This is a genomic window from Amycolatopsis aidingensis, from assembly GCF_018885265.1.
GTDB classification, from domain to species: Bacteria; Actinomycetota; Actinomycetes; order Mycobacteriales; family Pseudonocardiaceae; genus Amycolatopsis; species Amycolatopsis aidingensis.
This window is the reverse complement of sequence record NZ_CP076538.1, coordinates 258,857-284,840: the sequence shown is the minus strand read 5'-3', so window position 1 is coordinate 284,840 and position 25,984 is coordinate 258,857. Positions and strand designations below refer to the sequence as shown.

The following is a 25,984-nucleotide window of genomic DNA, read 5'->3' as shown; positions in this document are numbered from 1 at the left end:
TGATGGTCAGCATTGAGGTTCGCGACGCTTACGTCGATTTTCCGATTTTCGACGCCAAGACCCGCTCGCTGAAGAAGAAGGTGCTCGGCAAGGTCGGCGGCAAGATCGGCACCGAGAGCAGGGTGCCGATCATCGAGGCGCTGCACGACATCACCTTGTCGATCAACGACGGGGACCGCATCGGGCTGGTCGGGCACAACGGGGCAGGCAAGTCCACCCTGCTGCGGCTGCTGTCCGGCATCTACGAGCCGACCCGTGGCCACGCCCGGATCGTCGGCAGGGTCGCGCCCGTTTTCGACCTGGGCGTCGGGCTCGACCCGGAGATCTCCGGCTACGAGAACATCATGATCCGGGGCCTTTACCTCGGGATGAGCCGCAAGCAGATGGAGAAGCGGATCGACGACATCGCCGAGTTCACCGAGCTCGGTGACTACCTGGCGATGCCGCTGCGCACCTACTCCACCGGTATGCGGGTGCGCCTGGCGCTGGGCGTGGTCACCTCGATCGACCCGGAGATCCTGTTGCTCGACGAGGGCATCGGCGCGGTGGACGCGGCCTTCCTGAACAAGGCAAGGGACCGGCTGGTGGACCTGGTCCGCCGCTCCGGCCTGCTGGTGTTCGCCTCGCACCAGGACGACCTGCTGCTGGAGCTGTGCACCTCGGCGATCTGGATGGACGAGGGCCACATGCGGATGCGCGGCGGGCTGCGTGAGGTGCTGACGGCGTACAAGGGCAAGGACCCGTTCGAGAACATCAGCGCCGAGGCCGCCGCCCGGATCGGGGCCGAGCCCACGGCCGCCGCCAAGGGCGAGGGGCGATGACCACCAGCGGGCCGGAGCAGGCCCCGCTCGGCGCGGAGGCCGTGGTGGCCGTGGTGGTCACCCGGCACCGCCGCGAGTTGCTCGCGGACTCGCTGAAGATCATCGCGGCCCAGACGCACCCGGTCGACCACCTGGTCGTGGTGGACAACGGCCCGGACCAGCCCGCGCGGGAGGTCGTGCGTGCCTGCGGCCTGCCGGTCACCTACCTGCCCTCGCACCGCAACCTTGGCGGCGCGGGTGGGTTCGCCCTCGGCATGCTGCACGCGCTGTCACTCGGGGCCGGCTGGGTCTGGCTGGCCGACGATGACGGGCGTCCCGCGGACGAGAACGTGCTCGCCGTGCTGCTGCACGAGGCACGCACCCGGAACCTGGCCGAGGTCTCCCCGGTGGTGGCGAACATCGACAGCCCGGAGCAGCTGGCCTTCCCGCTGCGCCGCGGGCTGACCTGGAAACGGTCCGCCGCCGAGCTCGGTACCGACTTCCTGCCAGGGATCGCCTCGCTGATGAACGGGGCGCTGTTCCGCGCGGACACGCTCGAGGTGGTCGGCGTCCCGGACCTGCGGCTGTTCTTCCGTGGGGACGAGGTCGAGCTGCACCGTAGGCTGGTCCGCTCCGGCCTGCCGTTCGGCACCTCGCTGAAGGCGACCTACCTGCACCCGAACGGCTCGGACGAGTTCAAGCCGATGCTCGGCGGCCGGTTCCACGCGCAGGACCCGGAGAACGAGGTGAAGCGGTACTACACCTACCGCAACCGCGGCTACCTGCTCGCCCAGCCAGGGATGCGCAAGATCGGGGCACTGGAGGTGCTGCGCTTCGGGCTGTACTTCATCGGGGTGAAGCGGGACCCCAGGGCCTTCCTGCGCTGGCTGCGGCTGGTCCGCCAGGGACGCAGGGAGCGGTTCTTCCGCTACTGACGCCCGTGCTCGGTACCCTCAGAGGTAGCCCTCGAGCTGGGAGTACAGCTGCTGGGCGAGCCGCGCGTTGTCCGCGGGGGCGTAGGTGATCCACTGCTGCCCGTCACCGGCCTGGTGCATGGTGTTCAGGTATCGACCATCTTCGGTGTCGAACCAGGCCACCGGGCCGAGCGGAACCTGCCTGCCGTCCTGCCCCCGCACCAGCGCGGTGAACTGGCCGAGCCGCTTCTTCGGCTTCTCGAAGATCCGTTCCACCATGCGCAACTGCCCGCCCCCGCGCGGGCGCGGGCCGCTCACCCCGCCGAAGGGGTCGTAGCCGCCGTCCTCGGCCTGCCCCCGCGGCCTGCTGTCCGGCGCGGGCCGCGGGACGGTCACCGACTGCCCGGCGGCCGCGGGCGTCAGCGGGAGCAGGTCCACGATCGCGGTCACCAGGCCGGTCGGCCGGGTCTCCTCGAACACCAGCAGGTTCTCGTCCTGGCGGGCCAGCACGGCGAACCGCCCGTCCGAGCTGACCCTGGCGAACAGCTTCTTGTCGTCGGCGAGCTGGGCGGCGGCGGTGATCACCACCGGCGCGCGCACGGTGGTGCGCAGGGCCAGCTCGGCGTCCTCGTCCAGCCGGCCACCGCGGGCCAGCCCGCGGGACTCCAGGTCGCGGAACACCGCGGCCCGGACCTGCGCCCGCTGGGTCTTCGTGCTGCCGATCTGCGGAATCTGGAAGGGAAACGGCGCGGCGCCGAGTTCACAATGCTCCAGCAGGATGTCCACCGCTGCCAGCGACAATGAGAACGAGTGCGCCATGACGTTGTTGCTCCCCCTCGGGTACCGGCCTTTCGAACAGCACGTTAGCCGACGCCGGATCCCCCGCGCAGGCGGATCACCCGGAATGCGCCGGACCCGGTGAGCATTACCTCAGCTTTCAGCGAACCGGCTTGTCGCTGCTTGCCGCCACCTGCTGTTCTTGGCTGCATGGCAGACGAAAAGCTCGCACTGGTACTGCATCCGACAGCGGGCGGCGAACCGCTGATGTTCAGCCTGGACGCCGAGGAGGCGCACCGGCTGGAGCCCAAGCTGCCCCAGCTGGTCAAGCACAGCGCCGTGGAAAGCGTGCGCACCAGGGACGGCATGACGGTGACGGTGAACTTCGCCCATATCGCCGTCACCTATGTGGACGACCTGCAGCGCAAGGGCGTCACATTCGGCATGCACCGCTGAGCGGGCCCCAGGTCAGAGGCGGTAGAGGCGGGTCCAGTTGGCCCGGCTGGTCAGCTCGGGCATGGCCCGCTTGTACTGCTCCTGCACGGCGCGCCCTTCCTTGCGCAGGCGCTGGAGCACACGGACCGTCTGCTTGGCGAGGTCGAACATCCGGGCCCGGTCGTAGCGGCGCACCCGGACGCCCTCCTGGTTGGCGTCGGTGACCACCGCCGTCTCGAACAGGGACACGTGCCACCAGTGCGCCTCGTCGGTCGGGATGGCGCCCAGCGCGTGCCGGTGCTTGCCGAGCAGCCGGTCCAGGATGCGCTTGAGCAGCACCGCACGCTGCAGGCTGGGTCGCGGCGCGGTGTTGATGATGCCGATGTCGCTGGAGGCGATGCCCGGGACGTCGGTTGCCGGGTACCGCTTGGTCTCCGGGTAGCGGTCCCGGATCTCCCGGATCTCCTTCATCGCGGCAACCCCGCCGTCGGCCAGGATCTCCGGCCCCTCCAGGAAGTCCTCCACGGCCTTGATCAGGGTCGCGGTGAGGCCGTACTGCATGCTGAGCAGGTACCGCACCACCTGCGCCAGCAGCACCCTGGACAGCAGGTTCAGGTTGAACGGGCTGTGCAGCGCGGCGGTGATGATGGAGTTACGCAGGTTGAAGTAGCGGTGCCACTCGTCCCAGTCCTTCCAGTGGAAGTCGGCGTGCCAGACCCCGGCACCGGGCAGGGTCACCGTGGGGAAGCCGTGCGCCCGCGCCCGGTAGCTGTACTCGGCGTCGTCCCACTGGAAGAAGTACGGCATCGGGTAGCCGATCTCCTTCACCACCTCGTACGGGATCAGGCAGGACCACCAGCCGTTGTACCCGGCGTCCAGCCGCCGCTCCTGCCGGTTCGGCTTGCCGGTCTCCTCGTCCACCCCGAGCAGGTCGGCGGTGGTGAGGCTGTGCTCGACCGGCTGACCGGGCTCGAGGGTGTTCAGCCGGGCGTACTCCGCGCCCACGTGCAGCTGGTTCGGGTGCAGCAGGTTGAGCATCTGCCCACCCACGATCATCGGGTTCGCGGCCTTGTTGGAGAACGCGGTCAGCCGGATCACCAGGTCCGGCTCCAGCAGCACGTCGTCGTCCATGAACAGCACATTGGCGTGTTCCGTCACAGCGCTGTCCTGGCGTCCCGACCCCTCCGCCCCCGCCAGGCGCCCGGCGACCTCGTACAGCCCGCGGGTGAAGCCGCCCGCGCCGCCGAGGTTCGGCTGCCGGATGTAGTGCAGCTTGTCGCCGAGCTCCGCGGCTACCCCGGCGAAGGTCTCCCGCGACTCCACCGGGTCGCTGCCCTGGTCGGCGACGTAGATGGCGTCCAGGGTCTCCAGCGAGGACAGGTCGCCCGCCAGCGCCTTCAGGGTGGCGAGGCAGTCGTCCACCCGGTTCATCGTGCAGATGGTCACCGCGGTCGGCCGGATCTTCTCCGGCGGCTCCACGGTCCACCGCACGCCCTCCACCGTCAGCCGCTCGCCGGCCTCGGTCTCCAGGTCGAGCCAGAGCGCGCCGCCGTCGAGGAACCGGTCGATCTTCGCCTCGAAGGTAACCGTGGCCTGCTCGGCGTCCCGCACGGTGTTCGCGGCCACCACCCGCGACTCACCCTCCGGATCGGAGGCGCCGACGGCGAGGGTGCCGGAGCCGTTCACCACGGCCTCCACCCTTACCTGCCGCACCTCGGTCCAGCGCTGCCAGTAGCTGGCGGGGAAACGGCCGAAGTAGGTGTTCCCGGACACCCTGGCGGAGGGCTCGAGGGTGACGCCGCGACGGCCGCGGGCGGCCACGCCGCGCACCACCTCGGCGTAGAGGTCCTTGCTGACCAGGTCCGAAGGGCCGGCATAGAGGCCACGCTGCGCGAGCAGCCTGCCCTGCGGGGCGCGCTCGGCGAACACCTCGGCTTCGGCCGGGTCCGCGGCACCCGCGCCGTTCCCGGCCGACTTCCGCGTGGCCGCTGCTGCTTTACCGGGCATCAGACCTCAGTCCTCCAAAAAGACTCGAAACACCGCTGCCAAGGTACAGGCCCGGCATGGTGAGCTGCTCACTGTGTGCGGTCGGGACGCGGCTCGCGGAACACGACCCACTTCAGCATGACGAAGTTGATGGTGGTGGCGGTTGCCTGCGAGATGACCCAGGCGACGCTGGTTCGTAGTTCGAAGTCCGGCAACAGGTACAGCATCCAGCGATTCATCCCCACCGCGACGAAGAACGTCACCGTGTACAGCAGGACGAATCCGCCGATCTGTCCGGCACCTTTCCGATGCCCACCGGCGAATGTGAATTTGCGGTTAAGAAAAAACGCGGTACTGGTGCCGACCACGAAACTCATCGCCCTTGCCAGGTCAACCCACGGGGCCGCGACCATGCCCAGCGCAAGTAATCCCTGGTAGGTACCGAAGTCCAGCAGCGCGCAGAAACCGCCGATGAGGACGAACCGGATGAGCTGACCGGGCAATCCGGGCGAGCTGGGTCGGGTCGGCTCGACTTCTGCGTAGGGATCCGTCGCCACCACTGCTCAACCTCGCCGGTCCGGTTCGTCTCGACGCAGGTGAGTGTAGAAGCGGTCACCACACGATGATGTGCCGGGCATGGCTACCCTGGGGCGGGTGAGCGCAGCGATCCGAGCAAGCATCGAGCGAAAGGCCCTCACCGGCTGGGGGCGCACCGCACCGACGGTCGCCGAGGTGCTGAGCACCCCCGATATCGACCGCATCGCGCGCGCCGTCGCCGAATCGGGTGACCGCGGGGTGATCGCCCGCGGGCTGGGCCGCTCCTACGGTGACCCCGCGCAGAATGCGGGCGGGCTGGTCATCGACATGACCGCACTGGACCGGATCCACTCGATGGACGCCGACAACGGCGTGGTCGTGGTGGATGCCGGGGTCAGCCTGGACACCCTGATGCGTGCCGCGCTGCCGTTCGGCCTGTGGATCCCGGTGCTGCCGGGCACCCGGCAGGTCACCATCGGCGGCGCGATCGGCGCGGACATCCACGGCAAGGCACACCATGTGGCGGGCAGCTTCGGCAACCACGTGCTGTCCATGGACCTGCTCACCGCGGACGGCCAGGTGCGCACGCTCACCCCGGACGGCGCGGAGTCCGAACTGTTCTGGGCCACCGTGGGCGGGATGGGGCTCACCGGGATCGTGCTACGCGCCACGCTGCGGCTGGAGCACGTGGAGACCGCCTACTTCGTGGTGGACACCGAGCAGATCGACAACCTGGACGAGCTGATGGAGCGCCAGGCATGCGACGACGAGAAGTACGCGGAGTCGGTGTCCTGGTTCGACGCGGTGACCACCGGCCAGCACTTCGGCCGTGGGACGCTGACCAGGGCGAACCACGCCAAGCTCGAGGACCTGCCGAAGAAGCTGCGGGCCAACCCGCTGAAGTTCGACGCCCCGCAGTTGCTCACCGTGCCGGACGTGTTCCCGCCCGGCCTGCTGAACCGGCTCACCGGGCGGATCTTCAGTGAGTTCTGGTACCGCAAGTCGCCGACCAAGCTGGGCGCGGTGCAGAACATCACCCAGTTCCTGCACCCGCTGGACATCATCGGCGAGTGGAACCGTGGCTACGGCCCGCACGGCTTCCTGCAGTACCAGTTCGTGGTGCCGCTGGAGCGCGGGGACGTGATCCGCTCGGCGCTGACGGCCATGACCGAGCGCGGCCAGGTCTCGGCCCTGAACGTGCTCAAGCGGTTCGGCGCGGGCAACCAGGCACCCCTGTCCTTCCCCAAACCCGGCTGGACCCTGTGCGTGGACATCCCGGTCGGACGCGGGCTGGCCGAACTGTGCGCCGAACTGGACCGGATGGTGCTGGACGCCGGCGGGCGGCACTACCTCGCCAAGGAGTCCCGCGCCTCGCCGGAGGTGATCCAGCAGGGCTACCCGCGCATCGACGAATGGCGCAAGATTCGCAACGCATACGACCCGGACGGCGTTTTCGCCTCGGATATGGCACGAAGGTTGAACCTGTGATCGACGCTGTAGGCAATCCCCAGTCACTGCTGCTGCTCGGCGGCACCTCGGACATCGCGCTCGCCATCGCGGAGCGCTACCTCGCCGCTCGGCCGCTGCGGGTCGTGCTCGCCGCCCGGCCATCGCCCCGGCTGGACGCCGCGGCCGAACGGCTGCGCGCGGCGGGCGCCGAGGTGTCCTGTGTGGATTTCGACGCCCAGGACACCGCCGCGCATCCCGCGGTGATCGACAAGGCGTTCGGGGACGGCGATATCGACCTGACGGTCGTCGCCTTCGGACTGCTCGGCGACGCCGAGGAGGTCTGGCAGGACCACGCGAAGGCGGTCGAACTGGCCTCGGTGAACTACACCGCGGCGGTTTCGGTCGGGGTGGCGCTGGCCGACCGGCTGAAGAAGCAGGGCCACGGCGCCGTGCTCGCACTGTCCTCTGTGGCTGGTGAGCGGGTGCGCAGGGCGAACTTCCTCTACGGCTCCACCAAGGCCGGGTTCGACGGGTTCTACCTCGGGCTCGGCGAGGCGCTGCGCCCGCACGGCGTGCGGGTCACCGTGGTGCGGCCCGGCCAGGTGAAGACCAAGATGACCGAGGGCATGGGCAAGGCGCCGCTGGAGCAGACCGCCGAGCAGGTCGCCGAGGTCGCGGTGGACGCGGTGCGCAAGCGCAGGGAGCTGGTGTGGGCGCCCGCGCAGTTCCGGTTCGTGATGTCGGCGCTGCGGCACATTCCCCGGCCGATCTTCCGCAAGCTGCCCATCTAGCGACCCGCGGGTCACTCGGGCGGGTGACCGGCATACATTGGGTGTCATGCATGGGGAGGCCAGTAACGCGGACGGTTCGGTCGCGGTCACGGTCACGTCCACCGGGGCGGTGGTCGACCTGCGGCTGACGCCGGAAGCCACGCAACGCCCGCACACCCAGCTCCAGCAGGAGCTACTGGAGGCCATCCGCACGGCGACCGAGCGGGCGGGCGAGGCTACCCCGGCATCGCCCGCCGCCCGCAGGCTGCCGCCGCCCCGGCCGTCCGCGGCGCAGCGCCGCCGGTCCCGGCACTGAGATCCAGGCACTGAGCGAGGGTCACCACTGGGGGTTCGGCCGGGCGGCGTCGGCGGCCCGGATCAGGTAGAGCTGCCGGGCTCCCATCCACGGTGAGCCGATGGTCCAGCTGGCCAGCGCCTTCGGCGGGGCGGCCAGCGGGGTGGTCTGGAGTACGTACTCGGCGCGGGCGGGCCGCAGCCCGCGGTCCAGGAACTCGAAGTTCACCTCCAGCAGCGCGCGCCCGATCGGGCCGCTGCGGGCCTGCCGCTCGGTGATGGCCGGGCCGACCGCGCCCCGGTCGGAGAACAGGTCCACCAGCGCGCAGGAACAGGCATAGGCGAGGGCACCAACCTCGCCCGCGCTGTGCACGGTCGCACCGGGCACGATCCGGCCGATCTGCTCGCCGATCTCCAGGTAGCGCTGCGAGCTGGCGTGGTTGGTGGTGACCGGTGGGAACTCGCGGGGCAGGCCGGGCGCGGCATACGCCGCCACACTGGCCGCGGTCAGCACGGCCGGGGCCGCCAGGCCGAGCCGCGGGGTCCAGCGGGCGCACAGCGCGACCAGGAACACCGTGGCGCCGACGATGCTCGGGCCGTAGTACCAGTGGTACGGCGGTACATCCAGCCACACATAGGCGGCGTAGTGCAGCGCCCCGCCCACCGCGAGCACGGCGAAGGGCAGCAGCGAGCGGGCCTTGGCCGACCCCCGCAGCGCCGCGATCAGCCAGGGCAGGCCCAGCAGGCCGCCGGCCACCGCCGGCAGGAAGGACAGCGCGGTGGCCAGCGGGTAGCGCCGCAGGTAGAGCTCGGCGCCGGTGGTGAAGCTCCATTCCCCCCAGGACCGCTGCAGGGTCTTGATGATCAGCGTGTCCGGCACGGCCGAACCGAGGACGAACCAGCTGAACAGGAACCACGGCAGGGCAACCGCGAGGAAGGCCCCGAGCGAGACCGCCAGCGCACGCAGGGCACCGGTCCCGAACCGCCCACGGACCAGCAGCAGCGCGGCGGGCAGCAGGACGACCGCGAACACCAGCAGGTCCAGCCGGATCAGGGCGAGCAGCCCGGCCACGGCGCCCAGTGCGACCGGCCGCCGCTCGGTCGCGAACACCACCAGCCAGGACAGTGCCGCCGCGCCGAGCGTGATCTCCAGCCCCACCGAGGACAGCAGCAGCGGGTTCACGGTCAGCAGGCCGACACTCACCGGGGCGAACCAGCGGGGCAGGCCGGCGCCCGTGCCGAGCCTGCGCAGCCCGAGCACCAGCACCACCTGGCAGGCGACGAACAGCACCCCGGCGGCGAACACCGCATCCCGCACCAGCACCGTGATGACCGCCAGCAGCAGCACGTTCAGCGGCGAGGTGGCGGTGTTCGATGTGCCCTGGTCGATCAGTCCCCAATGCCCGTGGAAGGCGAGATTCTCGGCGTAGGCCAGGGTGATGTAGGTGTCGTCGATCAGGTGGGTGCGCACCACCATGAAGGCGGCGGTGGAGAACAGGGCCACCACCGCAGGCGTCCCCCAGAGCGGCCACTGCCGGTATTCGTCGGCGTCGCTGCCGTTACTGGGGGTACTGCCGGTGCTGAGGGTGTGCTGCGACATCCACGCCACTGTACGGCGTAGCTGTGACGTTTCTGTTACCTAATAGGTTTTGCCTGGTTATTCACAGGTAGTAGGTGACGACGAGGCTCACCACCAGGGAGGCACCGAGCACCTGTAGCACCCGGTCGCGCAGGGCGATCTCCTCCGGCTCGCCCGCGTTGCCGCCGTCCACGTCCACCGCGTACCGCAGCACCGCGAGCACCAGCGGAACGATCGAGATGACCGCCCACACCGACTCCGGCGCCCGCTGCTGCTGCTCGAAGGCCCACAGGCAGTAGGACATGATCAGGATCGCGGCCGAGGTGGCCCAGACGAAGCGCAGGTAGCTCGCCGAGTACTTCTTCAGCGAGGACCGGATCTTCGCCCCGGTGCGCTCGAACAGCATCACCTCGGCGTAGCGCTTGCCCGCCACCATGAACAGCGAGCCGAACGCGGTGACCAGCAGGAACCACTGGGACAGCGCGATACCGGTCGCGACACCGCCCGCGATCAGCCGCATCAGGAAGCCCGAGCCCACGATCGCGAGATCGATCACCGGCTGGTGCTTCAACCCGAAGCAGTACCCCAGCTGGATCGCCTCGTACACGCCCAGCACGATCAGCAGCTTCGGATCGGCGAGCAGGCCGACCGCCATCCCACCGGCGAAGAACAGCACGGCTGCCGCGTAGGCCACCCGCACCGGCACGATCCCGGCGGCGATCGGCCGGTTGCGCTTGGTCGGATGCGCCCGGTCCGCCTCCACGTCCACCGCGTCGTTGATCAGGTACACCGAGGAGGCGACGAGCGAGAAGGCAACGAACGCGATCGCCGCGTCCAGCAGCACCCCGCCGTCCCCGAGCCGCACGCCGGTGAACGGCGCCGCGAAGACCAGGACGTTCTTCACCCATTGCCGTGGCCGGGCGGTCTTCAGCACGCCCAGCACACCGCCCACCGGGCCCCTGCGCGGGGTCACGGCGGGCTCCACCCGCTCGGTCGTCTCACTCATGAATGCCTGTTCAACTTCCGTCGCAGCAGTGCGCCGAGCACGCCGCCAAGCGCCGCGCCGGCCAGCACGTCGGTCGGGTAGTGCACACCGAGTACCAGTCGGGAGGCGAGCATCGGCGGCACGAGTACGGGCACGAGGTTACGCCCGGTCATACCCGAATACAGCACCGCGGCCGCTGTGGTGGATGTCGCATGCGAGGAGGGGAAGCTCAACCTGCTCGGGGTGCCGACCAGCACCCGCACCGACTCGTGCTCCGGCCGCGGCCTGCGCACCACCCGCTTGACCGCGATGGAGGCGGCATGCGCCCCGACGACCCCGGCCGCCGCGGCGAGCCAGTCCCGGCGCCGCCGCCGGTCCACCGCGGCGCCGAGCAGCCCGAGTGCGAACCAGCCCGCGCTGTGCTCACCGAAGTGGGACAGCCCGCGGGCGGCCTTGACCGCCTGCGGGCTCGCCAGCACGTCCTGCACCCTGGCCAGCGCCGCGACCTCACCGGAAGGCGGGCGCTCGCCTTCCGGTGCCTCTTCCGGGGCTCGCTCAAGCATCAAGGGACCCGTCCAGCGGGGCTCCGTCGGCGAGGTGCGGGCCGATCTTGTTGTCGAACACCGAGAGTGCCGAGCCGATCGCCATGTGCATATCCAGGTACTTGTAGGTACCCAGCCGCCCGCCGAACAGCACGTTGTGCTCCTTGGCCTCCCGCTTGGCCAGTTCCCGGTAGCGCTCCAGCTTCTCCCGGTCCTCCTGGGTGTTGATCGGGTAGTACGGCTCGTCGGTGTCCGCGGCGAACCGCGAGTACTCCCGGACGATCACCGTCTTGTCCTTGGGGTAGTCGCGCTCGGGGTGGAAGTGCCGGAACTCGTGGATCCGAGTGTAGGGCACTTGTTCGTCGTTGTAGTTCATCACCGAGGTGCCCTGGAAGTCGCCGGTGGAAACGACCTCCTGCTCGAAGTCCAGAGTGCGCCAGCCGAGCCTGCCCTCGGAGTAGCCGAAGTAGCGGTCCAGCGGTCCGGTGTAGAGCGTGGGGGTGCCCGCCGGGATGGCCGCCCGCACGTCGAAGTAGTCAACGTTCAGCCGGACCTCGATGTTCGGGTGGTCGGCCATCCGCTCCAGCCAGGCGGTGTAGCCGTCGACCGGAAGACCCTCGTAGGTGTCGTTGAAGTAGCGGTTGTCGAAGGTGTAGCGCACCGGCAGCCGGGTGATGATCGACGCCGAGAGCTCCTTGGGGTCGGTCTGCCACTGCTTGGCCGTGTACCCGCGGATGAATGCCTCGTACAGCGGGCGGCCGATCAGCGAGATCCCCTTTTCCTCGAGGTTCTGCGCGTCCTTGGTGTCGATCTCACTGGCCTGCTGCGCGATCAGTTCGCGCGCTTCGTCCGGTGTGTGCGACTTGCCGAAGAACTGGTTGATCAATCCGAGGTTCATCGGCAACGGGTAAACCTGACCCTGGTACTTCCCGAAGACCCGGTGCTGGTAGTTCGTGAACTCGGTGAACTGGTTGACGTAGTCCCATACCCGCTTGTTCGAGGTATGGAACAGGTGCGCGCCGTACCGGTGCACCTCGATGCCGGTCTCCGGCTCGGGTTCGGAATAGGCGTTACCGCCGATGTGCTCCCGCCGCTCCAGGACGAGGACCCGCTTGTCGAGCTGCGTCGCCGCCCGCTCGGCGACGGTGAGACCGAAGAAGCCGGAGCCGACCACGATCAGGTCGTAACCGGCGAAATCGTCTTCAGTAATCTTGGTGGGGTTCGTGTGCGCGCTCACGGGCGCACAGGCTACCGGCGCGCCGGAAACGGACCACAACACGCCCATGCATTAGCCATCGAGTAGAAGTAGTTGCCACCAGTGCCAACACCGGATTCGATCTGGATCTACGCCAGCACGATCGGGATCTACCTGGTCGTGCTCCTGCTACCGGGCGGCCTGCTCGGCTGGGCCGCCGGTCTCCGCGGCTGGGCACTGTTCGGCATGGCTCCCCTGTTCACATATCTGGCTGCCGGGCTGGCAGGCCCGTGGCTGGCGGTTGCCGGGCTGCCGTTCAACCCCGGCACCGCTGCGGCCGTCGTGCTGCTGCTCGCCGCGGCCGCGCTGGGCCTGCGCAGGTTGGCGCAGGCGCGCGGCTGGACCCCCATGCGGCCGGACCGGTCGCCGGTGCCGTGGAGCAGGCGGGCACATCTGGCGGTCGCGGCCTGCGTGCTGCTGGCGACCGTGCTCTCGGTGATCGTGGTGCTCTCCGCGGCCGGCGGCACCAGCGCGATCTTCCAGCGCTGGGACACCGTGTACCACGCCAACGGCATCCGTTACATCGCCGAGACCGGCGACGGCTCGCTGTTCGGCATGAGCACGATCAACTGGTACCCGGACGGCTCCTACTATCCGAACGGCTACCACCTGGTCGCCAGCCTGGTCTACACCCTGTCCGGGGCCGCCGTGCCGACCGTGCTGAACGCGGTCACGGTGCCGGTCGCGGGCCTGTTCGCACTGTCCATGGTGGCGATGGTCCGCCAGTTCGGCGGCCGGGCGGTGCTGGCGGGCAGCGCGGCCATCGTGACCGGTGCGGCCACCTCCGGCGCGTACGAGTCGGTGTCCAGCGGGCTGCTGCCGTTCGCCCTCGGCATCGTGCTCACCCCGCTCGGCGCGCTCGCGCTGGACCGGTTCCTGCGCAGGCCCGCGCCGGACACCGGGCTGGTGCTGGCGCTGGCCGGGGTGGGTCTGCTGGTGGCGCACACCAGCGCGCTGGTCGGGGCGATCCTGTTCGCCTTCCCGCTGGTACTGCAACGCTGGTGGCGCCGGGAGGGCAAACCGCTCGCCGACCTGGCAAGGGTGGCCCCGGTCGGCCTCGCGGCCGCACTGCTCGCGGCCCCGCACCTGCTCGGCGCGGTCAGCTTCGGCTCGGGCAGCTTCCCGTACAACCCCTGGGCCTCGGACATCCCGGTACTGGACGCGGTGTCCCAGCTGGTGCTGTTCCGGCAGTTCCTCACCCCGCCGCTGGTCTGGCTGTCGGTGTGCCTGCTCATCGGGGTGCTGATGATCCGCACCCTGCGCAGGCTGCGCTGGATCGGGCTGTCCGCGCTGCTGCTGTCCGGGATCTTCGTGCTGGTGGCCAGCTATGGCGGGCTGTCCTGGGTGATCACCTTCTCCCGGCCGTGGTGGAACGACCGTTACCGGCTGATGGCGCTGGCGGCCATCCCGCTGTGCCTGCTGGCCGCGCACGGCCTCGCCGAGGTGCAACGGCTGCTCACCAAGTGGGCCACCGGCACCGCGCTGGCGCGCAGGCGCACCTCGACCGGGGCGCGGGCCGGGGTTCCGGCCAGCGCCGTCGGGATGGCGAGCGCGGCACTGCTGATCGCGGCCATGGCGGTGGTCACCAACGGTTTCTACACCACGGCGAACGCCAGGGCGGTCGGCTTCGCCTACCAGAACTGGCCGGAGTCCCGGTACACCGATATCCCGGTGACCAGGGACGAAGTGGCCGCGATGCTGCGCATGGGCGAGCTGGCCGACCCCGGCGAGATGGTGCTCAACGGCCGCAGTGACGGCACGGCGTGGCTGTACGCGATCACCGGGGTCCGGCCGGTCGCAGGCCACTACGACGGGAACGTGGTCCCGCCGGACGCGGCCTACCTCGCCGCCCACTTCCGCGAGTACCAGCACGACCCGAAGGTGCAGGCCGCGGTGCGGCGGCTGAACGTCCGGCATGTGCTGCTCGGCTCCGGCTCGGTACTGCCCGACCTGACGAGAGCGCCGGGCCTGCGCGACCTGGACGGGCTGCCGTTCCTGAACGAGGTCTACCGCAACCAGCACGCGGTCATCTACGCGCTCGAGCGCTGAGGATTCCAGCGCCAAGCCGGAAAGTGACGGTTCCCGTGCGGTGATTCTCCCCCTGCCACCGCACGGGAACCGCGGTTCCCCGACACCCCCGGGGAAGCACCCGTTCGCCCGCTTGAAATCTGACCGCGCCGCGGGCGAACCGTCCCACCGTTACTCCCTGTGCGTCAGAGTCGACGCGCCATGGTGGGGGCCGGTTTCATCAACAACCCAGGCTCACCCGGTCGGACTAGAGCCTTGCAACTCCGGCAGGACATCCTCGACGATCTGCTCCAGCACCGCCTCGTGCCCCTGGTAGGGGCCGGTGCTGCGCGGCCAGTGCGCCACGACATCGGTGAACCCGAGCTCACCCGCCCGGCCCGCGGCGTCGGCGAAGGCCTGCGCGCTGCTCATCGAGTACTGCGGGGCGGCGTCCAGGCTCAGGTACCGGTGGATATCGGCGGGATCCCGGTCGCTGCGCCCGAGTACCTCCTCGAACCGCCCGGTGAGCTCGCCGACACTGCGCCACCACTCCGCCATCGACTCCGAGCGGCGCCCGGTGGTCACCCAGCCGCCGCCGAAGCGGGTCACCACGCGCATGGTGCGGGGTCCGTTCGCGGCGATCAGGAAGGGCATCCGCGGCCGCTGCACCGGGCCCGGCAGGTTCCGGGCGCCGACCGCGCTGAAGTAGCTGCCCTGGTAGTCGAACTTGTCCGTGGTGAGCAGGCCGTCCAGCGCCTCGGTGAACTCGATGAACCGGTCGGCCCGCTGCCCTGCGGACAGCTCGGGGTGGCCGAGTACCTGCGCGTCATAGGCGGCCGATCCCGCGCCGAGCCCGACGATGATCCGGCCGTCGGCGATGTCGTCCAGGGTGTTCAGCTCGCGCATGAACGGCACCGGGTGGCGGAAGTTCGGGGAGGCGACGAAGGTGCCGAGCCGCAGCTGCGAGGTGACCGTAGCCGCGGCGGTCAGCGTGGGGACGGCGTCGAACCACGGCCCGTCGACCAGCGATCTCCAGCCGAGGTGGTCGTAAGTCCAGGCGTGGTCGAAGCCGTACTCCTCGGCCGCTCGCCACTTGGGCTCCGCTGCCCACCAACGGTCTTCCGGAAGGATCACAATGCCAACGCGCACGTGGCCAAGGTAGTAGCAACCGCCGACAGTGCTTGGTGACGGGCCTTGGTGATCGGCCGGTGCCGGTCGGCATCCGGGATGATGGATCCGTGGACAAGCCTCAACTGATCGCCTCGGACGTCGATGGCACCCTGCTCACCCCGACCGAGGAGCTCAGCCCTCGCACTCGCGACCTGGTACATAGGGTAATCGCGGATGGAACGCCGTTCGTGCTGGTCAGCGGGCGGCCACCGCGCTGGATCCCACCGATCGCCGGCGCCGCCGGGCTCACCGGTTACGCCGTGTGCGCCAACGGTGCGGTGCTCTACGACATCGGCGCGGACCGGGTGCTGGGCTTCCACGGGCTCGAGCCGGTGCTGTTGCACGACCTGGCCGATGCGCTGGAGCATGCGCTGCCCGGCTGCCGACTCGCCGCCGAACGGGTTGGGGTGCGGGCCGCTGACCAGGGGCTTCGGCATTTCGTGATCGAGCACGAGTACTACAACCCGTGGGGTGACGGCGAGGGGATGACCGCGCCGCGCGGCGAGGTGCTCGGGCACAAGGCGGTGAAGCTGCTGGTGAGCAAGACCGGGATGAGCTCGGACGAGATGGTGACGGCGGCCGAGGCCGCACTGGGCGATGCGGTGAACATCACATTTTCCACCGGCGCCGGGCTGATCGAGCTGTCCGCACCCGGCATCACCAAGGCGACCGGGCTGGCCGAGGTGGCCGAGCGCCTTGCGGTGGACCAGGACCGGGTCATCGCCTTCGGGGACATGCCCAACGACCTGGCCATGCTGGGCTGGGCCGGGCACGGGGTGGCGATGGCCAACGCGCATCCGGCGGTCCGGGCGGCCGCGGACGAGGTGACCGCGCCCAACTCCGAGGACGGTGTCGCGCAGGTGCTGGAGCGCTGGTTCTAGGTGGCCACGGGTCGTCCCCAAGGTTGTCCACAGGCGCTGGGGATTGTTCCCAAAACTGTGGATAACTCCGCGGTACTGCTGCTGGTGGCCGCCGTGACCCTTGCCGCCCTCGCGCTGGCGGGCTGCGGCCAGGGATCGACCGGGGATGATCGCGTGCCGGAGCGATCGGCAGGGGAGACCGCAACCACCGATCAGGGGGTCGTCCAGGAGGCGGTCGCGTTCGGCGGGCTCGCCGTCCCGACGGACGCCGAGGTGCTCGGGGTGCAGCATCAGTCCGGTATCGACGATATGTACGTGCTGGCCTTCGCCACCCCGCCGGACTCGATCGAGGCCATGCTCACCGGGTCCGGGTTCAGCACGGCACTGACCCCGGGCCGGGAGGTCCACCAGCGGCCAGTGGACGGGCTCGAGTTCGGCACCGGGGACGAGATCGCGTCCGGGCAGGATGTGCTGGCCCCCGGCGAGGGCCGCACGCAGCGGGTCAACCGGAAGGTGCTGGTCGACCGGGCCGACCCGGACCGCCCGGTGGTGCACTGGTGGCTGTTCACCACCTGAGGCAGCCACCTTTCTTGACCAGCGCCTGGTCAGGACTCCGGGCGCCGGTTGTCCAGTTCCGCGGCCTGCTCCGGGGTGGGCGCGGTGCCGCCGAGATGCGCTGGCAGCCACCATCGATCCTGCTCATCGGCCGGGGACTCCGGGTAGTCCGCCTGGACCCGCTCCAGCAGTCCGGACATCCGCACCCGCAGGTCCTTGGTGAGCACCTCGGGGTCCTCATCGGTGCCGGGCCGCATCGGTGCCCCGGCCAGGATGGAGATCGGCAGGTGGCGTTTGGTCAGCGTGCGCGGCCTGCCCTTGGTCCACAGCCGGTGGGTGCCCCACACCGCCATCGGCACCACCGGCACGCCCGCTTCCGCGGCCATCCGCACCGCACCGGACTTGAGCCCTTTCACCGTGAACGACCGGCTGATCGTGGCCTCCGGGAACACACCGACGACCTCGCCTGCCCGCAGCCGCCGCACCGCCTCCTCGTAGGAGGCCTTGCCTGCGGCGCGGTCCACCGAGATGTGGTGCATCCCGCGCATCAGCGGCCCGGCGATCCGGTTGGCGAAGATCTCCCGCTTGGCCATGAACCGCACCAGCCTGCCTGCCGGTTGCGCGCCGAGCCCGCAGAACACGAAGTCCAGGTAGCTCACGTGGTTGCAAGCGATCACCGCGCCGCCCTCGGCCGGGATGTGCTCGGCGCCGTCCACCCGCAGCCGCAGGTCCAGCATCCGGAACATCGCCTTGGCCGCCAGCACGACGGGCGGGTATACGAGCTCAGCCATCAGCCCAGGCTACGCGACCGTAACCGGTCGAACCTACGGCTGCGTAGGTTTCCTGGATCACGTCGCGCAGGGCACGTACTCGAACCGCGGATCCGCGTCCAGGGTTTCGATCAGGCTGGTGGCCTGGGAGGCCAGCGGGTACACCGCCACCCATTTGTCCGTACCGGTACGACGGAAGGTGGCCACCTGGTAGCGGCCTGCGTAGACCGGGTCGGCTCCGCACCGCTGCCGGTCGGAGTAGCCGCTGCCGGTGACCACGGCCAGCGCGGGCCTGCGCACGTTGACCACGTAGTCGTAGTCGGTGGTGATATGCCCGATCAGGCCGAGATCCACATTGCGGCTGCCGTGCCTGGCGATGTGCTCGTCGGTGAGGCCGAGCACGTCCACCATGATCAGCTGCGGGCCGGCCCGGTAGGAGAGCACCCCGTTGGCGAAGGTGCTGATCACGGTGCCCGCTGGCAACCGGTCGGCGAACCAGGAACCGATCTCGGACATCTCGGCGATCTTGTCCCGCCAGGCATGCATCCGGCTGAGCATCAACGGGTGCACGGTCGAGACGATCAGGGACAGGCCGGACACCACCAGCACCAGCACCGGCACCAGGTAGGCCAGCCGCCCGCGGGGCCGCGGCGAGGGAGTGTCCGCGGCCTTGCGGATCACCCCGTACGCGGCGGCCGAGGCCACCGCAAGCAGCGGCGGGACCGGCGCAAGCAGCCGCCAGGCAGGCATCCAGTCACCGCCCGCGTAGGTGATGAAGGCCAGGTAGCCGATGGCGATCGCGAACAGCAGCCAGACCACCGAGCGGGCCAGGGCATTGCCCGGCACCGTGGCCGACGGCCTTGCCAGCAGCAGAGCCACGATCATGGCCGCGGCCAGCAGCAGGAAGCCCTCGTGCGCCAGGGTGAAACCGGAGAGGTAGTCCCAGCCCTGGCCGAGCTGCCAGCCCAGTGGGGCACCCATCTTCGCGGCCAGCGCGTTCGGGATCAGGTACCCGTAGTAGATCACCCGCCAGGCGGTCCACGGCACCGCGAGCACGAGCGCGCCGAGCACGTACCCCGCAGGGGCCCACCAGCTCGCCCGCTTCCGCGCGGCGGCCAGCAGCAGCCACAGCCCGACGATCGTGCCGACCACCACGCCATCCGGCCTGGTCATGGTGGCCAGCGCCACCAGCACCCCGGCAATGACGAACCTTCGCGCGGTCACCGCAAGGCACAGGGCCAGGATCAGCAGCAGGAACAGCGGCGTCTCCAGGCCGGAAGGGCCGTAGGCGGCCAGCCCGCTGGCCCCCGCGGTCAGCACCGCCGCCGCGATGCCGAAGGCCGGCTGCTCGGGGCCCTCCGGCCGCACCAGCCCCACCACCCGGTTGACCAGCAGGTAGGCGAGCACCACGCAGCCCAGCGTGCACAGCACCCCGAGCACGACCGCCGAGCCGACGATCTCCAGCCCGAACACCGTTTTCAACAGCCCGAGGATGATCACCCAGAGAAAGTTCGAGTAGCCCTCGACCCGCTCACCGGCGTTGAATACCGGCCCGTTGCCCTCCGCAATGTTCAGCGCGTACCGGAAACTGATGTAGGCGTCCTCGGCAACGGTGCTGAACATCAGCTGGTGCGCCAGCGAGAAGGCGCAGGCCAGCGACAACGCGCCGACCCGCCATGCCTTGTGGGTATTGATCCTGGACCAGGCGATCAACACGAATACGGCCAGGATGAGCCACGCTGCGACAGCGACGACGATCAAATGCCTCTCACCCCTCGCGGAAACCGCCCGGCGTACCCGGTAAACGTAGAGGGTTATCCGTGGCCCGGATGACGGGGGCCGCCCGGATACGGTCACATTCCCGCGAGCACCTGCCGGTCGAGCCGGTAGACGGTGACCGAGCCCGCGCGGAAACCCACCCGCAGGCCGGGCAGCCCGTCCAGGTTCCGCAGCCCGGGCGCGAGCTGGAAGGTGGGCGCCCCCAGCCAGTTCTCCGGCGCACCAGGGCCCGCCCCCATCACCGGAGCCGTGCTGTCTACGTAGACATAGCCGATGTTCAGCAGGAGGATCTGCGCGCGGATCGCGGGATCATGCGGATACTCCCGGAAGCCCGCCAGCAGGCGGTAGGTGTAGGGCAGCTGGGCATCGCCGAGGGTCACCACGTTCACCAGCGGAATGCCCTCGTCGATATAGGCATAGGTGGAGCCGTCGTTGGCGCTGTTCATCACTCGCTCGCCGGGCCGCAGCCGGGCGGCGAGCCAGTCCACGGCCGCGCGATCGTCCGCGTCCACCCGGACGAACTCGGGATCGGCGTACCGGGAGGCCAGCGCCTCGGCGTTGCGCCGCGCATACGGGAAGGAGGCCAGCACCAGGTACCCGGCCAGCAGCGGCACCAGTACGGCGGCGGTCACCGGGACCACCGGCACCCGGCGCAGCCTGGCCACCAGCCGGGCCAGCGCCAGCGCCGTCATCAGCAGCCCGAACGCGGCCAGTACCGGGGCGAACAGCGCGATATGCGACTGGACGCGCACATAGGACTTGTAGAAGAAGGAGCCGATGGTGCTCGCGGCGACACCGGTTGCGGGGCTGGTCCGGAACTCGATGGCGACCAGCAGCCAGAACGCCCACAGCGCCAGCGCGATCCAGCCCCTCCTGGTGAGCAGCACCGCGACCGCGCCGGCCAGCACCAGCACGGCCACGGACAGCTGCGCGTAGGTCTGCTCAGGATCGAGGTAACCGCCGTAGCTGAACACCAGGTTGGTGCCAACGGCCTCGCCCAGCGGCGCCGGGCGGATGTCCGGGGGCCACCCACCGGTGCGGCCGGCCTCGCCGAGCGCGCCGAGCAACGCGCCGAGGGTGGCAACCCCGGCGACCCCGGCCGCGAGCAGCAGCACGGGCCACTGCGCCCGCAGCCTGCCGGAGCGGGTGAGCGCGGCGGCGGCCCAGCAGACCAGCAGGCTCACGCCGACGGTGGCGACCACGCTGGGGTGAACCACGAACGCCCCGGCGAACCCGAGGCCCAGTAACACCGCCCGCGGCCACTGCCGCCGGCCGATGGTCAGCGCTGCGGCGATGATCCCCGGGGCGAGGCTCATCGCGACCGCGTTCGGGACGATCCCGCCGTCGTGCAGCAGTTGCACCCCCGGCCGGTACAGGCCGGCCGCGACCAGCGCGGCGATCCCGCCTGCCAGGCTCGTCCAGGCAGGCCCGGAGCCCAGCCCGCGCAGCACCGCGGCGGCAAGCGCCGCGCAGCCCAGCACGAACGCCGGTCCGACGGCCAGCGCGGTGACCAGGTTGAACCCGGCGATCGGTCCGCCGGTGAGCTCCCCGGTCAGCGCGGCCGCCAGCGGTACCCCGGAGGGATAGAAGGACACCGGCTCCCCGGTGAGCAGGTCCAGTGGCAACAGTTCCCATGGCGCACCGGTTCCGGTGCGGTCGATGTAGGCGGTCAGCCAGGTGTGCGTGACCGTGTCGTGCTCCTGCGGGTAGGTCGACCAGCCATCGAGCCCGGCCCGCCACGGCCACAGGGCCAGCAGCGCCGCGCCGAGGCAGAGCCCGGCGCCGCCGAGCCTGGCCAGGGTGAGCAGGCGCGGGGAGGCCGTGGGCAGGAAATCCGCGCCGGGCGGCCGGACGGCAGGCCGCTGGTCTGACAGCCCGCGCGCCAGCAGGGCCAGCGGCACGGCCAGCAGCAGCAGGCAACCCGCGACCAGTGCGGGCGAGAAGGATAGTCCCGGGATCCCGGACACCACCCCGGTGACGGCGAACAGCCCCATGCTCACCGGCACGGTCAGCGCGGCCAGCCACAGCAGGTCCCGCACCCCGGCGACCAGCTGCAGCAGGGCACCCGGCAGGGTCAGCACGAACAGCGCGGTAAGCAGAGGAAGGATCTGGCTCCACACAATCCGGCTCCGATGGCGGGGACGACGGCTGCCGGAATGATTCCGGTGCCAGATTACAGATTGCACTACCCCGATATCGCTCACTCGTTCGGGTGACGGAGTACATTCGTCGGTCCCCGTTCCGGCGCAGTTCCGCATCCCGTGAGGTCCGCCCGTGCCGAATGCCGTTGCCCCGTGGCCCATCCTGCTCACCCTGCTGGTGACGATCGCGGTCGTCTTCCTTCCCGGCTGGCTGGTCGGGCTCGCCGCAGGGATGCGCGGCTGGCCTGCCGCCGGGATGGCCCCGCTGCTCAGCTATGCCGTGGCCGGGCTGTCCGGTCCCTGGCTTGCCGCGCTCGGCCTGCCGTTCGGCCTGCCCGGCTTCGCCATCGCAGTCGCCGCCTTCGCCGCCGTCGCGGCGGGGCTCCGCAGGCTCACCATCCGGAAAGTCCGAAATGGACACAACTGGAACATGGATCCCGTCCGGTGGACCCGTTTCGCACAGCTGGCGGTACTGGCCTGCCTGCTGGTGGCGGCGCTGGTCGGCGGGTACACGGTGCTCGATGGCATCGTCAGGGTGAACGCCATCCCACAGGGCTGGGATGCGGTGTACCACGGCAACGCGGTGCGCTACCTGGCCGACACCGGGGACGGCAGCCTCACCGGCACCAGCACGACGAACTGGTACGGCGAGGGCAACGCGCTGTTCTACCCGAACGCCTACCACCTGCTGGCCGCGCTGGGTTACCAGCTGAGCGGGGTCTCCGTGCCGGTGGTGCTGAACGTGAACACCATGCTGCTACCGGGCTTGCTGGCCCTGTCCCTGGTCACCCTGGTGCACGCGTTCCGCGGCAGGGCGGTGCTGGCCGGGGCTGCTGCGCTGGTGGCCGTGGCACCGCTGATGGGCTTCTACGAGTCGATGAACCGCGGGCCGCTGCTGCCCTTCCTGCTCGGCTCGGTACTCACCCCGCTGGCCGCGGTCGCGGTGCACCGCTACCTGCTGCGGCCCGCGCCCGACACCGGGTTCGTGCTGGTGGCCGCCGTGGCCGGATTGTTCACCGTGCACTCCTCCGCCCTGTTCGGCGCGATCCTGTTCGCGGCACCGCTGGTGGTGCAGCGCTGGGTACTCGCAAGGGGTGACCGGGGGCGGGTGGTGCGCGCCGATCTGCTCGCGCTCTCCGCCGCGGCCCTGGCCACGGTGCCGGTGGTCGCCATGCAGTTGTTCGGTGCCGTCGGCCTGGCCACCGGGGACATCCCGTACTACGGCTGGGACAGTTCCCGGCCGGTGAACCAGGCCGTCGGCACCCTGCTGACCTTTCAGCACCAGTCGGCGCACCCGCAGGTCTGGCTGGCGCTGGCGCTGCTGCTGGGCCTGCTGTTCCTGCGCAGGCTGGGCGGGCTGCGCTGGGTGGCCGTAACCGCATTGCTCAGCGGCACCCTCTACGTTGCTGTGTCCACATCGGACCATCCGGTAGTGCTGACCATCGCACGGCCGTGGTGGGACGATCCGTACCGGTTCGTGGCCATGGCGGCACTGCCGCTGCTGCTGCTGGCCGCGCACGGGCTCGCCGAGACGCAGGCCACGCTGGCCAGCCTGCTGCGCGGGCTGCGGATGCCCGGCCGGACCGTCCGGGCCGGCGCGCTGGGTGCCGTGCTGTTGCTGGGGTTCGGCCTGGTCACCGGTGGGTTCTACACCGCGAGCAACGCGCGGGCGATCACCTCCGGTTACTACGACCCGGTGGACGACAACATGAAGACCAGCCCGGCGGAGGCCGCGGCGATGCGGCGGCTGGGCGAGCTGGCGGCACCGGGCGACTGGGCGATGAACGACCGGGCCGACGGTTCGGTCTGGACCTACGCGCTCAGCGGGGTGCGCACCGTCGCGGGGCACTTCGACGGCACCCGGCAGCCCGCCGAGGCGAAGCTGCTCGGGGCGCGGTTCAACGAGTACCCGACCGACCCCGCGGTGCGCGCTGCGGTGCGCCGGCTGGGCGTGCGCTGGGTGATCCTGTGCGGCGGCGGGAACTTCACCGACTTCACCCGGCAACCCGGGCTGACCGGCCTTGATGACGCCCCGTTCCTGGAGCTGGTCTACCGCAACCCCAGCGCGTCGATCTACCGGCTGACCTCGCCCTCGGTCCCTGCCCGCGGCTGAGCGGCGCCCAGCCGGGCGGTGAGCGCGGCGGTACCGGCGGTGACCAGGTCGGCGACGGTGAACATGACCCTGGAGGCCAGCGCGAACGCCAGCGCCTGCGGCCCGGAGATCGCGGTGGCGGTGAGCACGGCCACCATCACCACCTCCCGCACCCCGGCACCGCTCGGCATGATGAACGCGAAGTTACCCGAGGTCATCGCGATGGCCATGGCCCCGACGCACAGCACGTAGCCACCGATACCGGGGGCGCCGACCGAGTTGGCCAGCAGCCACAGGTGCAGCCCCTGCAGGGCGTACACCACGGCCAGCGCGCCGAACACCGTGCCGACGGTGCGGTAGCTGAACCGGTGGTCCAGCGCGGGCCTGCGCAGGATCCGCAGCACCAACGAGGTACCCCAGGTCAGCACCCGCGGGTGCAGGGCGGCAAGGCCGAGCGGGATCAGCACCAGCAGCCACCAGGCCCGCGGGCTGTTCGCGAACACCGCCGGCATGGCGAACAGGGACAGAATCAGCGCCGCGACCACGCCGACGCCGAAGTGGATGAGCGAGCTGGTGAAGATCCGTGCCCTGGCCAGGCCCGCCTTCTTCCCCAGCTCCATCTGCAGCAGGTAGGCCCACACCGAGCCGGGGACGTACTTGCCGAGCGAGCCGACCAGGTTGATCTGCGCCCCGCGCGGATAACCGACCGGGGTGCCGAGATCGTTCACGATCACCTGCCAGGCGTATACCCCCACGCCGATGCTCAGGATCAGCACCAGCAGGCTGAGCACCGAGGACTGCCAGGGGATGCCCTGGATGGTCGCCCAGAACTCGGCCCAGTTGGTGATCAGCTGCCGGGCCGCGAAGAAGACCACCACGGCGACGGCGACCCAGCGGACGACGTCCAGCAGCTTCGCCTTCAGCGGTTTCCGCTGCTGTTCCGGTTGTTCGGACGCGGCCGGGACGACGGCCACCTCGGGATCGACGGCTGTCATCTCGGCGGGGGTCTCCTCAGGTCTCAAGGGTCACCAGGCGGCTGAACTCGGCCAGCAGGTCGTAGCCGTCCCAGATCGCGGAGAAGGTGAGCGCCGATCCGAACGGAACGATCCGGTCCACGCCCCGCCCGGCCACCTGCCGGGCGAACTCGGCCAGCTCGGCCTTGCCGAACCCGAACTGGCTGACGGTCTGGTCCTTGCGCAGCACGATCGGTGCCAGTTCCGCCAGGGTACGGACGCTGCCCTGGGCGAACGTCCCCGCCCCCAGCCACTGCCGCGGCAGCGCCGCGGGCTCGGCCAGTTCCAGGGTGGCGATGCCGTTGACATCCGCACCCGCGCCGGTGAAGGACATCCGGTCGATCGTGCCATCCACCGCCGCCCCGTACGCGGCCACCCGTTTCTGCACGGCCATCGCGGGTTCGGTGAGGTGCTCCCGCTCGCCGAGTACCCCGGCGAGCAGTTCCCGGAACTCCGCGGCCGCCGTGGCGGCGGAGTCCGGCTCGCCGACCCAGAAGATCGCCCGGGGGGAGGAGCAGGCCGCCTGGTCGAACCAGTAGGCGTCGTTGTAGAAGCCCCGCACGGCGCGCTCGCGTTCCTCCGGTGCCGCCCGTTGCCAGCCGGGCACCGAGAGCACGGCGAAGGAGGACCGGTCCGGGAAGGTGAGGTCGCGGGCGTGCGGGGCCAGCGGGTACTGCCGCAGTGCCCGCACCGAGGCGTCCCCGCCCCAGACGACCCGCAGGTCACAGGCCGCGGAAAGGGCCGAGCTGATTTCCTCGCTGCGCTCGTAGGTGACCATCCGCTGGCTCTGGCGCACGGCGGCCGCGCAGTCCGCGCTCACCTCGCCCAGCGCGGTCTCCAGCGCCGCCAGCACGGCCTCGGCCGCGCCAGCGGAGCGGCCGGACACCCGGACCACGTTGTGGTTACCAGCCAGCGCGGACAGGGCCCAGGAATAGACGAAAATGGTGTCCACATTGGCCGGCGGGACGTGAAAGACCAGGCCGCGCGGGAAGCGCAGCACGTCCTCGGTGTCCCGCAGCCCGGACAGCGCCTTGGCGATTTCACCCTTTCGAAGGAAGAACCCCAGTGAGGCCAGTTCGGGGTAGCGGCGGGCGGTGGCAGGGGCGAGCAGCCCGCGGGCGAACCGGGTCAGGAACTCGACGATCCGCTCGTCACCGACCGTGAGCCTGCCGCCGGGCGGCTCGGCACGCAGGTCCGCCAGCAGCGCGTCGGTCCCGGCCGGTGCCCCGGCCGGGAACCGTTGGTCCAGCTGCATCAGCGGTCGTCCCGTCCTG

23 protein-coding genes are annotated in these 25,984 nt (G+C 70.3%); 10 read left to right on the top strand and 13 right to left on the bottom strand.

All coding sequences use genetic code 11. From position 1 onward, the window contains the following. The first annotated feature begins 2 nt into the window (after positions 1 to 2). Both wzt and glfT1 read left to right on the top strand, forming a co-directional pair. A complete protein-coding gene (gene wzt, locus KOI47_RS01435) occupies positions 3 to 821 on the top strand; it encodes a galactan export ABC transporter ATP-binding subunit Wzt/RfbE (RefSeq protein ID WP_216213003.1) in 819 nt (272 codons plus the stop codon). After that, entirely contained in the window at positions 818 to 1,735 is a 918-nt protein-coding gene (gene glfT1 / locus KOI47_RS01430; RefSeq protein WP_216212999.1) for a galactofuranosyltransferase GlfT1, read from the top strand. Before wzt ends, glfT1 begins: the two co-directional genes overlap by 4 nt. A gap of 18 nt (positions 1,736 to 1,753) precedes the next feature. On the opposite strand, the gene KOI47_RS01425 is transcribed toward glfT1, so the two are convergent. After that, a complete protein-coding gene (locus KOI47_RS01425; RefSeq protein ID WP_216212996.1) occupies positions 1,754 to 2,533 on the bottom strand; it encodes an ESX secretion-associated protein EspG in 780 nt (259 codons plus the stop codon). Between the two features lie 168 nt (positions 2,534 to 2,701). On the opposite strand from KOI47_RS01425, the gene KOI47_RS01420 reads away from it, so the two are divergent. Then, positions 2,702 to 2,947: a hypothetical protein gene (locus KOI47_RS01420; RefSeq protein WP_216212994.1), complete on the top strand. Its 246-nt coding sequence runs from the start codon at positions 2,702 to 2,704 to the stop codon at positions 2,945 to 2,947. Positions 2,948 to 2,959: 12 nt separating this feature from the next. Here KOI47_RS01420 and KOI47_RS01415 read toward each other — a convergent pair whose 3' ends face one another. Together KOI47_RS01415 and KOI47_RS01410 are read right to left on the bottom strand one after the other, a co-directional pair. Next, the gene (locus KOI47_RS01415) at positions 2,960 to 4,933 is read right to left on the bottom strand and encodes a glycosyltransferase (protein ID WP_216212991.1); all 1,974 of its coding nucleotides are present in this window, start codon (positions 4,931 to 4,933) and stop codon (positions 2,960 to 2,962) included. Between the two features lie 68 nt (positions 4,934 to 5,001). Beyond that, positions 5,002 to 5,472, bottom strand: a complete 471-nt coding sequence (locus KOI47_RS01410) for a GtrA family protein (RefSeq protein ID WP_216212988.1) — start codon at positions 5,470 to 5,472, stop codon at positions 5,002 to 5,004. A gap of 76 nt (positions 5,473 to 5,548) precedes the next feature. Between KOI47_RS01410 and KOI47_RS01405 the strand changes: the two genes are divergently transcribed. Genes KOI47_RS01405 through KOI47_RS01395 form a run of 3 tightly spaced genes read left to right on the top strand, consistent with a single transcriptional unit; the run spans position 5,549 to position 7,984 of the window. After that, the gene (locus tag KOI47_RS01405; protein WP_216212986.1) at positions 5,549 to 6,937 is read left to right on the top strand and encodes an FAD-binding oxidoreductase; all 1,389 of its coding nucleotides are present in this window, start codon (positions 5,549 to 5,551) and stop codon (positions 6,935 to 6,937) included. Then, positions 6,934 to 7,689, top strand: a complete 756-nt coding sequence (locus KOI47_RS01400) for a decaprenylphospho-beta-D-erythro-pentofuranosid-2-ulose 2-reductase (RefSeq protein ID WP_216212982.1) — start codon at positions 6,934 to 6,936, stop codon at positions 7,687 to 7,689. Before KOI47_RS01405 ends, KOI47_RS01400 begins: the two co-directional genes overlap by 4 nt. A gap of 46 nt (positions 7,690 to 7,735) precedes the next feature. Beyond that, a complete protein-coding gene (locus KOI47_RS01395) occupies positions 7,736 to 7,984 on the top strand; it encodes a YbaB/EbfC family nucleoid-associated protein (RefSeq protein ID WP_216212979.1) in 249 nt (82 codons plus the stop codon). A 21-nt stretch (positions 7,985 to 8,005) separates the two neighbouring features. On the opposite strand, the gene KOI47_RS01390 is transcribed toward KOI47_RS01395, so the two are convergent. From KOI47_RS01390 to glf, 4 genes are all read right to left on the bottom strand, one after another. Continuing rightward, positions 8,006 to 9,562, bottom strand: coding sequence for a hypothetical protein (locus KOI47_RS01390; protein WP_232376481.1), 1,557 nt, complete (start codon positions 9,560 to 9,562; stop codon positions 8,006 to 8,008). A 61-nt stretch (positions 9,563 to 9,623) separates the two neighbouring features. Beyond that, positions 9,624 to 10,547 (bottom strand): decaprenyl-phosphate phosphoribosyltransferase, encoded by a 924-nt coding sequence (locus KOI47_RS01385; protein WP_216212976.1) that lies wholly within the window; start codon positions 10,545 to 10,547, stop codon positions 9,624 to 9,626. Continuing rightward, complete coding sequence (locus KOI47_RS01380; protein ID WP_216212973.1) at positions 10,544 to 11,089, bottom strand: phosphatase PAP2 family protein; 546 nt, start codon at positions 11,087 to 11,089, stop codon at positions 10,544 to 10,546. The genes KOI47_RS01385 and KOI47_RS01380 overlap by 4 nt, the downstream gene beginning before the upstream one ends. Beyond that, positions 11,082 to 12,305 (bottom strand): UDP-galactopyranose mutase, encoded by a 1,224-nt coding sequence (gene glf, locus KOI47_RS01375; protein ID WP_216212970.1) that lies wholly within the window; start codon positions 12,303 to 12,305, stop codon positions 11,082 to 11,084. The genes KOI47_RS01380 and glf overlap by 8 nt, the downstream gene beginning before the upstream one ends. Before the next feature lie 81 nt (positions 12,306 to 12,386). Between glf and KOI47_RS01370 the strand changes: the two genes are divergently transcribed. Further along, the gene (locus tag KOI47_RS01370) at positions 12,387 to 14,372 is read left to right on the top strand and encodes a DUF6541 family protein (protein ID WP_216212966.1); all 1,986 of its coding nucleotides are present in this window, start codon (positions 12,387 to 12,389) and stop codon (positions 14,370 to 14,372) included. Between the two features lie 213 nt (positions 14,373 to 14,585). On the opposite strand, the gene KOI47_RS01365 is transcribed toward KOI47_RS01370, so the two are convergent. Next, on the bottom strand, positions 14,586 to 15,479 hold the full coding sequence (locus KOI47_RS01365) for an LLM class flavin-dependent oxidoreductase (RefSeq protein WP_216212964.1): 894 nt from the start codon (positions 15,477 to 15,479) through the stop codon (positions 14,586 to 14,588). A gap of 89 nt (positions 15,480 to 15,568) precedes the next feature. On the opposite strand from KOI47_RS01365, the gene KOI47_RS01360 reads away from it, so the two are divergent. Both KOI47_RS01360 and KOI47_RS01355 read left to right on the top strand, forming a co-directional pair. Then, the gene (locus tag KOI47_RS01360; RefSeq protein WP_216212961.1) at positions 15,569 to 16,381 is read left to right on the top strand and encodes a Cof-type HAD-IIB family hydrolase; all 813 of its coding nucleotides are present in this window, start codon (positions 15,569 to 15,571) and stop codon (positions 16,379 to 16,381) included. Between the two features lie 57 nt (positions 16,382 to 16,438). Further along, on the top strand, positions 16,439 to 16,936 hold the full coding sequence (locus KOI47_RS01355; protein WP_216212959.1) for a hypothetical protein: 498 nt from the start codon (positions 16,439 to 16,441) through the stop codon (positions 16,934 to 16,936). A gap of 29 nt (positions 16,937 to 16,965) precedes the next feature. On the opposite strand, the gene KOI47_RS01350 is transcribed toward KOI47_RS01355, so the two are convergent. The 3 genes from KOI47_RS01350 to KOI47_RS01340 all read right to left on the bottom strand — a co-directional run bounded on the left by KOI47_RS01350 (position 16,966) and on the right by KOI47_RS01340 (position 21,584). Further along, positions 16,966 to 17,706 (bottom strand): lysophospholipid acyltransferase family protein, encoded by a 741-nt coding sequence (locus tag KOI47_RS01350; protein WP_216212956.1) that lies wholly within the window; start codon positions 17,704 to 17,706, stop codon positions 16,966 to 16,968. Between the two features lie 57 nt (positions 17,707 to 17,763). After that, entirely contained in the window at positions 17,764 to 19,446 is a 1,683-nt protein-coding gene (locus KOI47_RS01345) for a hypothetical protein (RefSeq protein ID WP_216212955.1), read from the bottom strand. A 92-nt stretch (positions 19,447 to 19,538) separates the two neighbouring features. Further along, complete coding sequence (locus tag KOI47_RS01340; RefSeq protein WP_216212952.1) at positions 19,539 to 21,584, bottom strand: DUF6541 family protein; 2,046 nt, start codon at positions 21,582 to 21,584, stop codon at positions 19,539 to 19,541. Between the two features lie 154 nt (positions 21,585 to 21,738). Here KOI47_RS01340 and KOI47_RS01335 point away from each other — a divergent pair, with 154 nt between their 5' ends. After that, positions 21,739 to 23,718, top strand: a complete 1,980-nt coding sequence (locus tag KOI47_RS01335) for a DUF6541 family protein (RefSeq protein WP_232376480.1) — start codon at positions 21,739 to 21,741, stop codon at positions 23,716 to 23,718. On the opposite strand, the gene KOI47_RS01330 is transcribed toward KOI47_RS01335, so the two are convergent. Next, entirely contained in the window at positions 23,679 to 24,692 is a 1,014-nt protein-coding gene (locus KOI47_RS01330; protein WP_216212949.1) for a lysylphosphatidylglycerol synthase transmembrane domain-containing protein, read from the bottom strand. The two genes, KOI47_RS01335 and KOI47_RS01330, sit on opposite strands and share 40 nt — an antisense overlap. Positions 24,693 to 24,708: 16 nt before the next feature. Further along, positions 24,709 to 25,965 (bottom strand): acyl-CoA reductase, encoded by a 1,257-nt coding sequence (locus KOI47_RS01325; protein WP_216212946.1) that lies wholly within the window; start codon positions 25,963 to 25,965, stop codon positions 24,709 to 24,711. Positions 25,966 to 25,984: the final 19 nt, after the last annotated feature.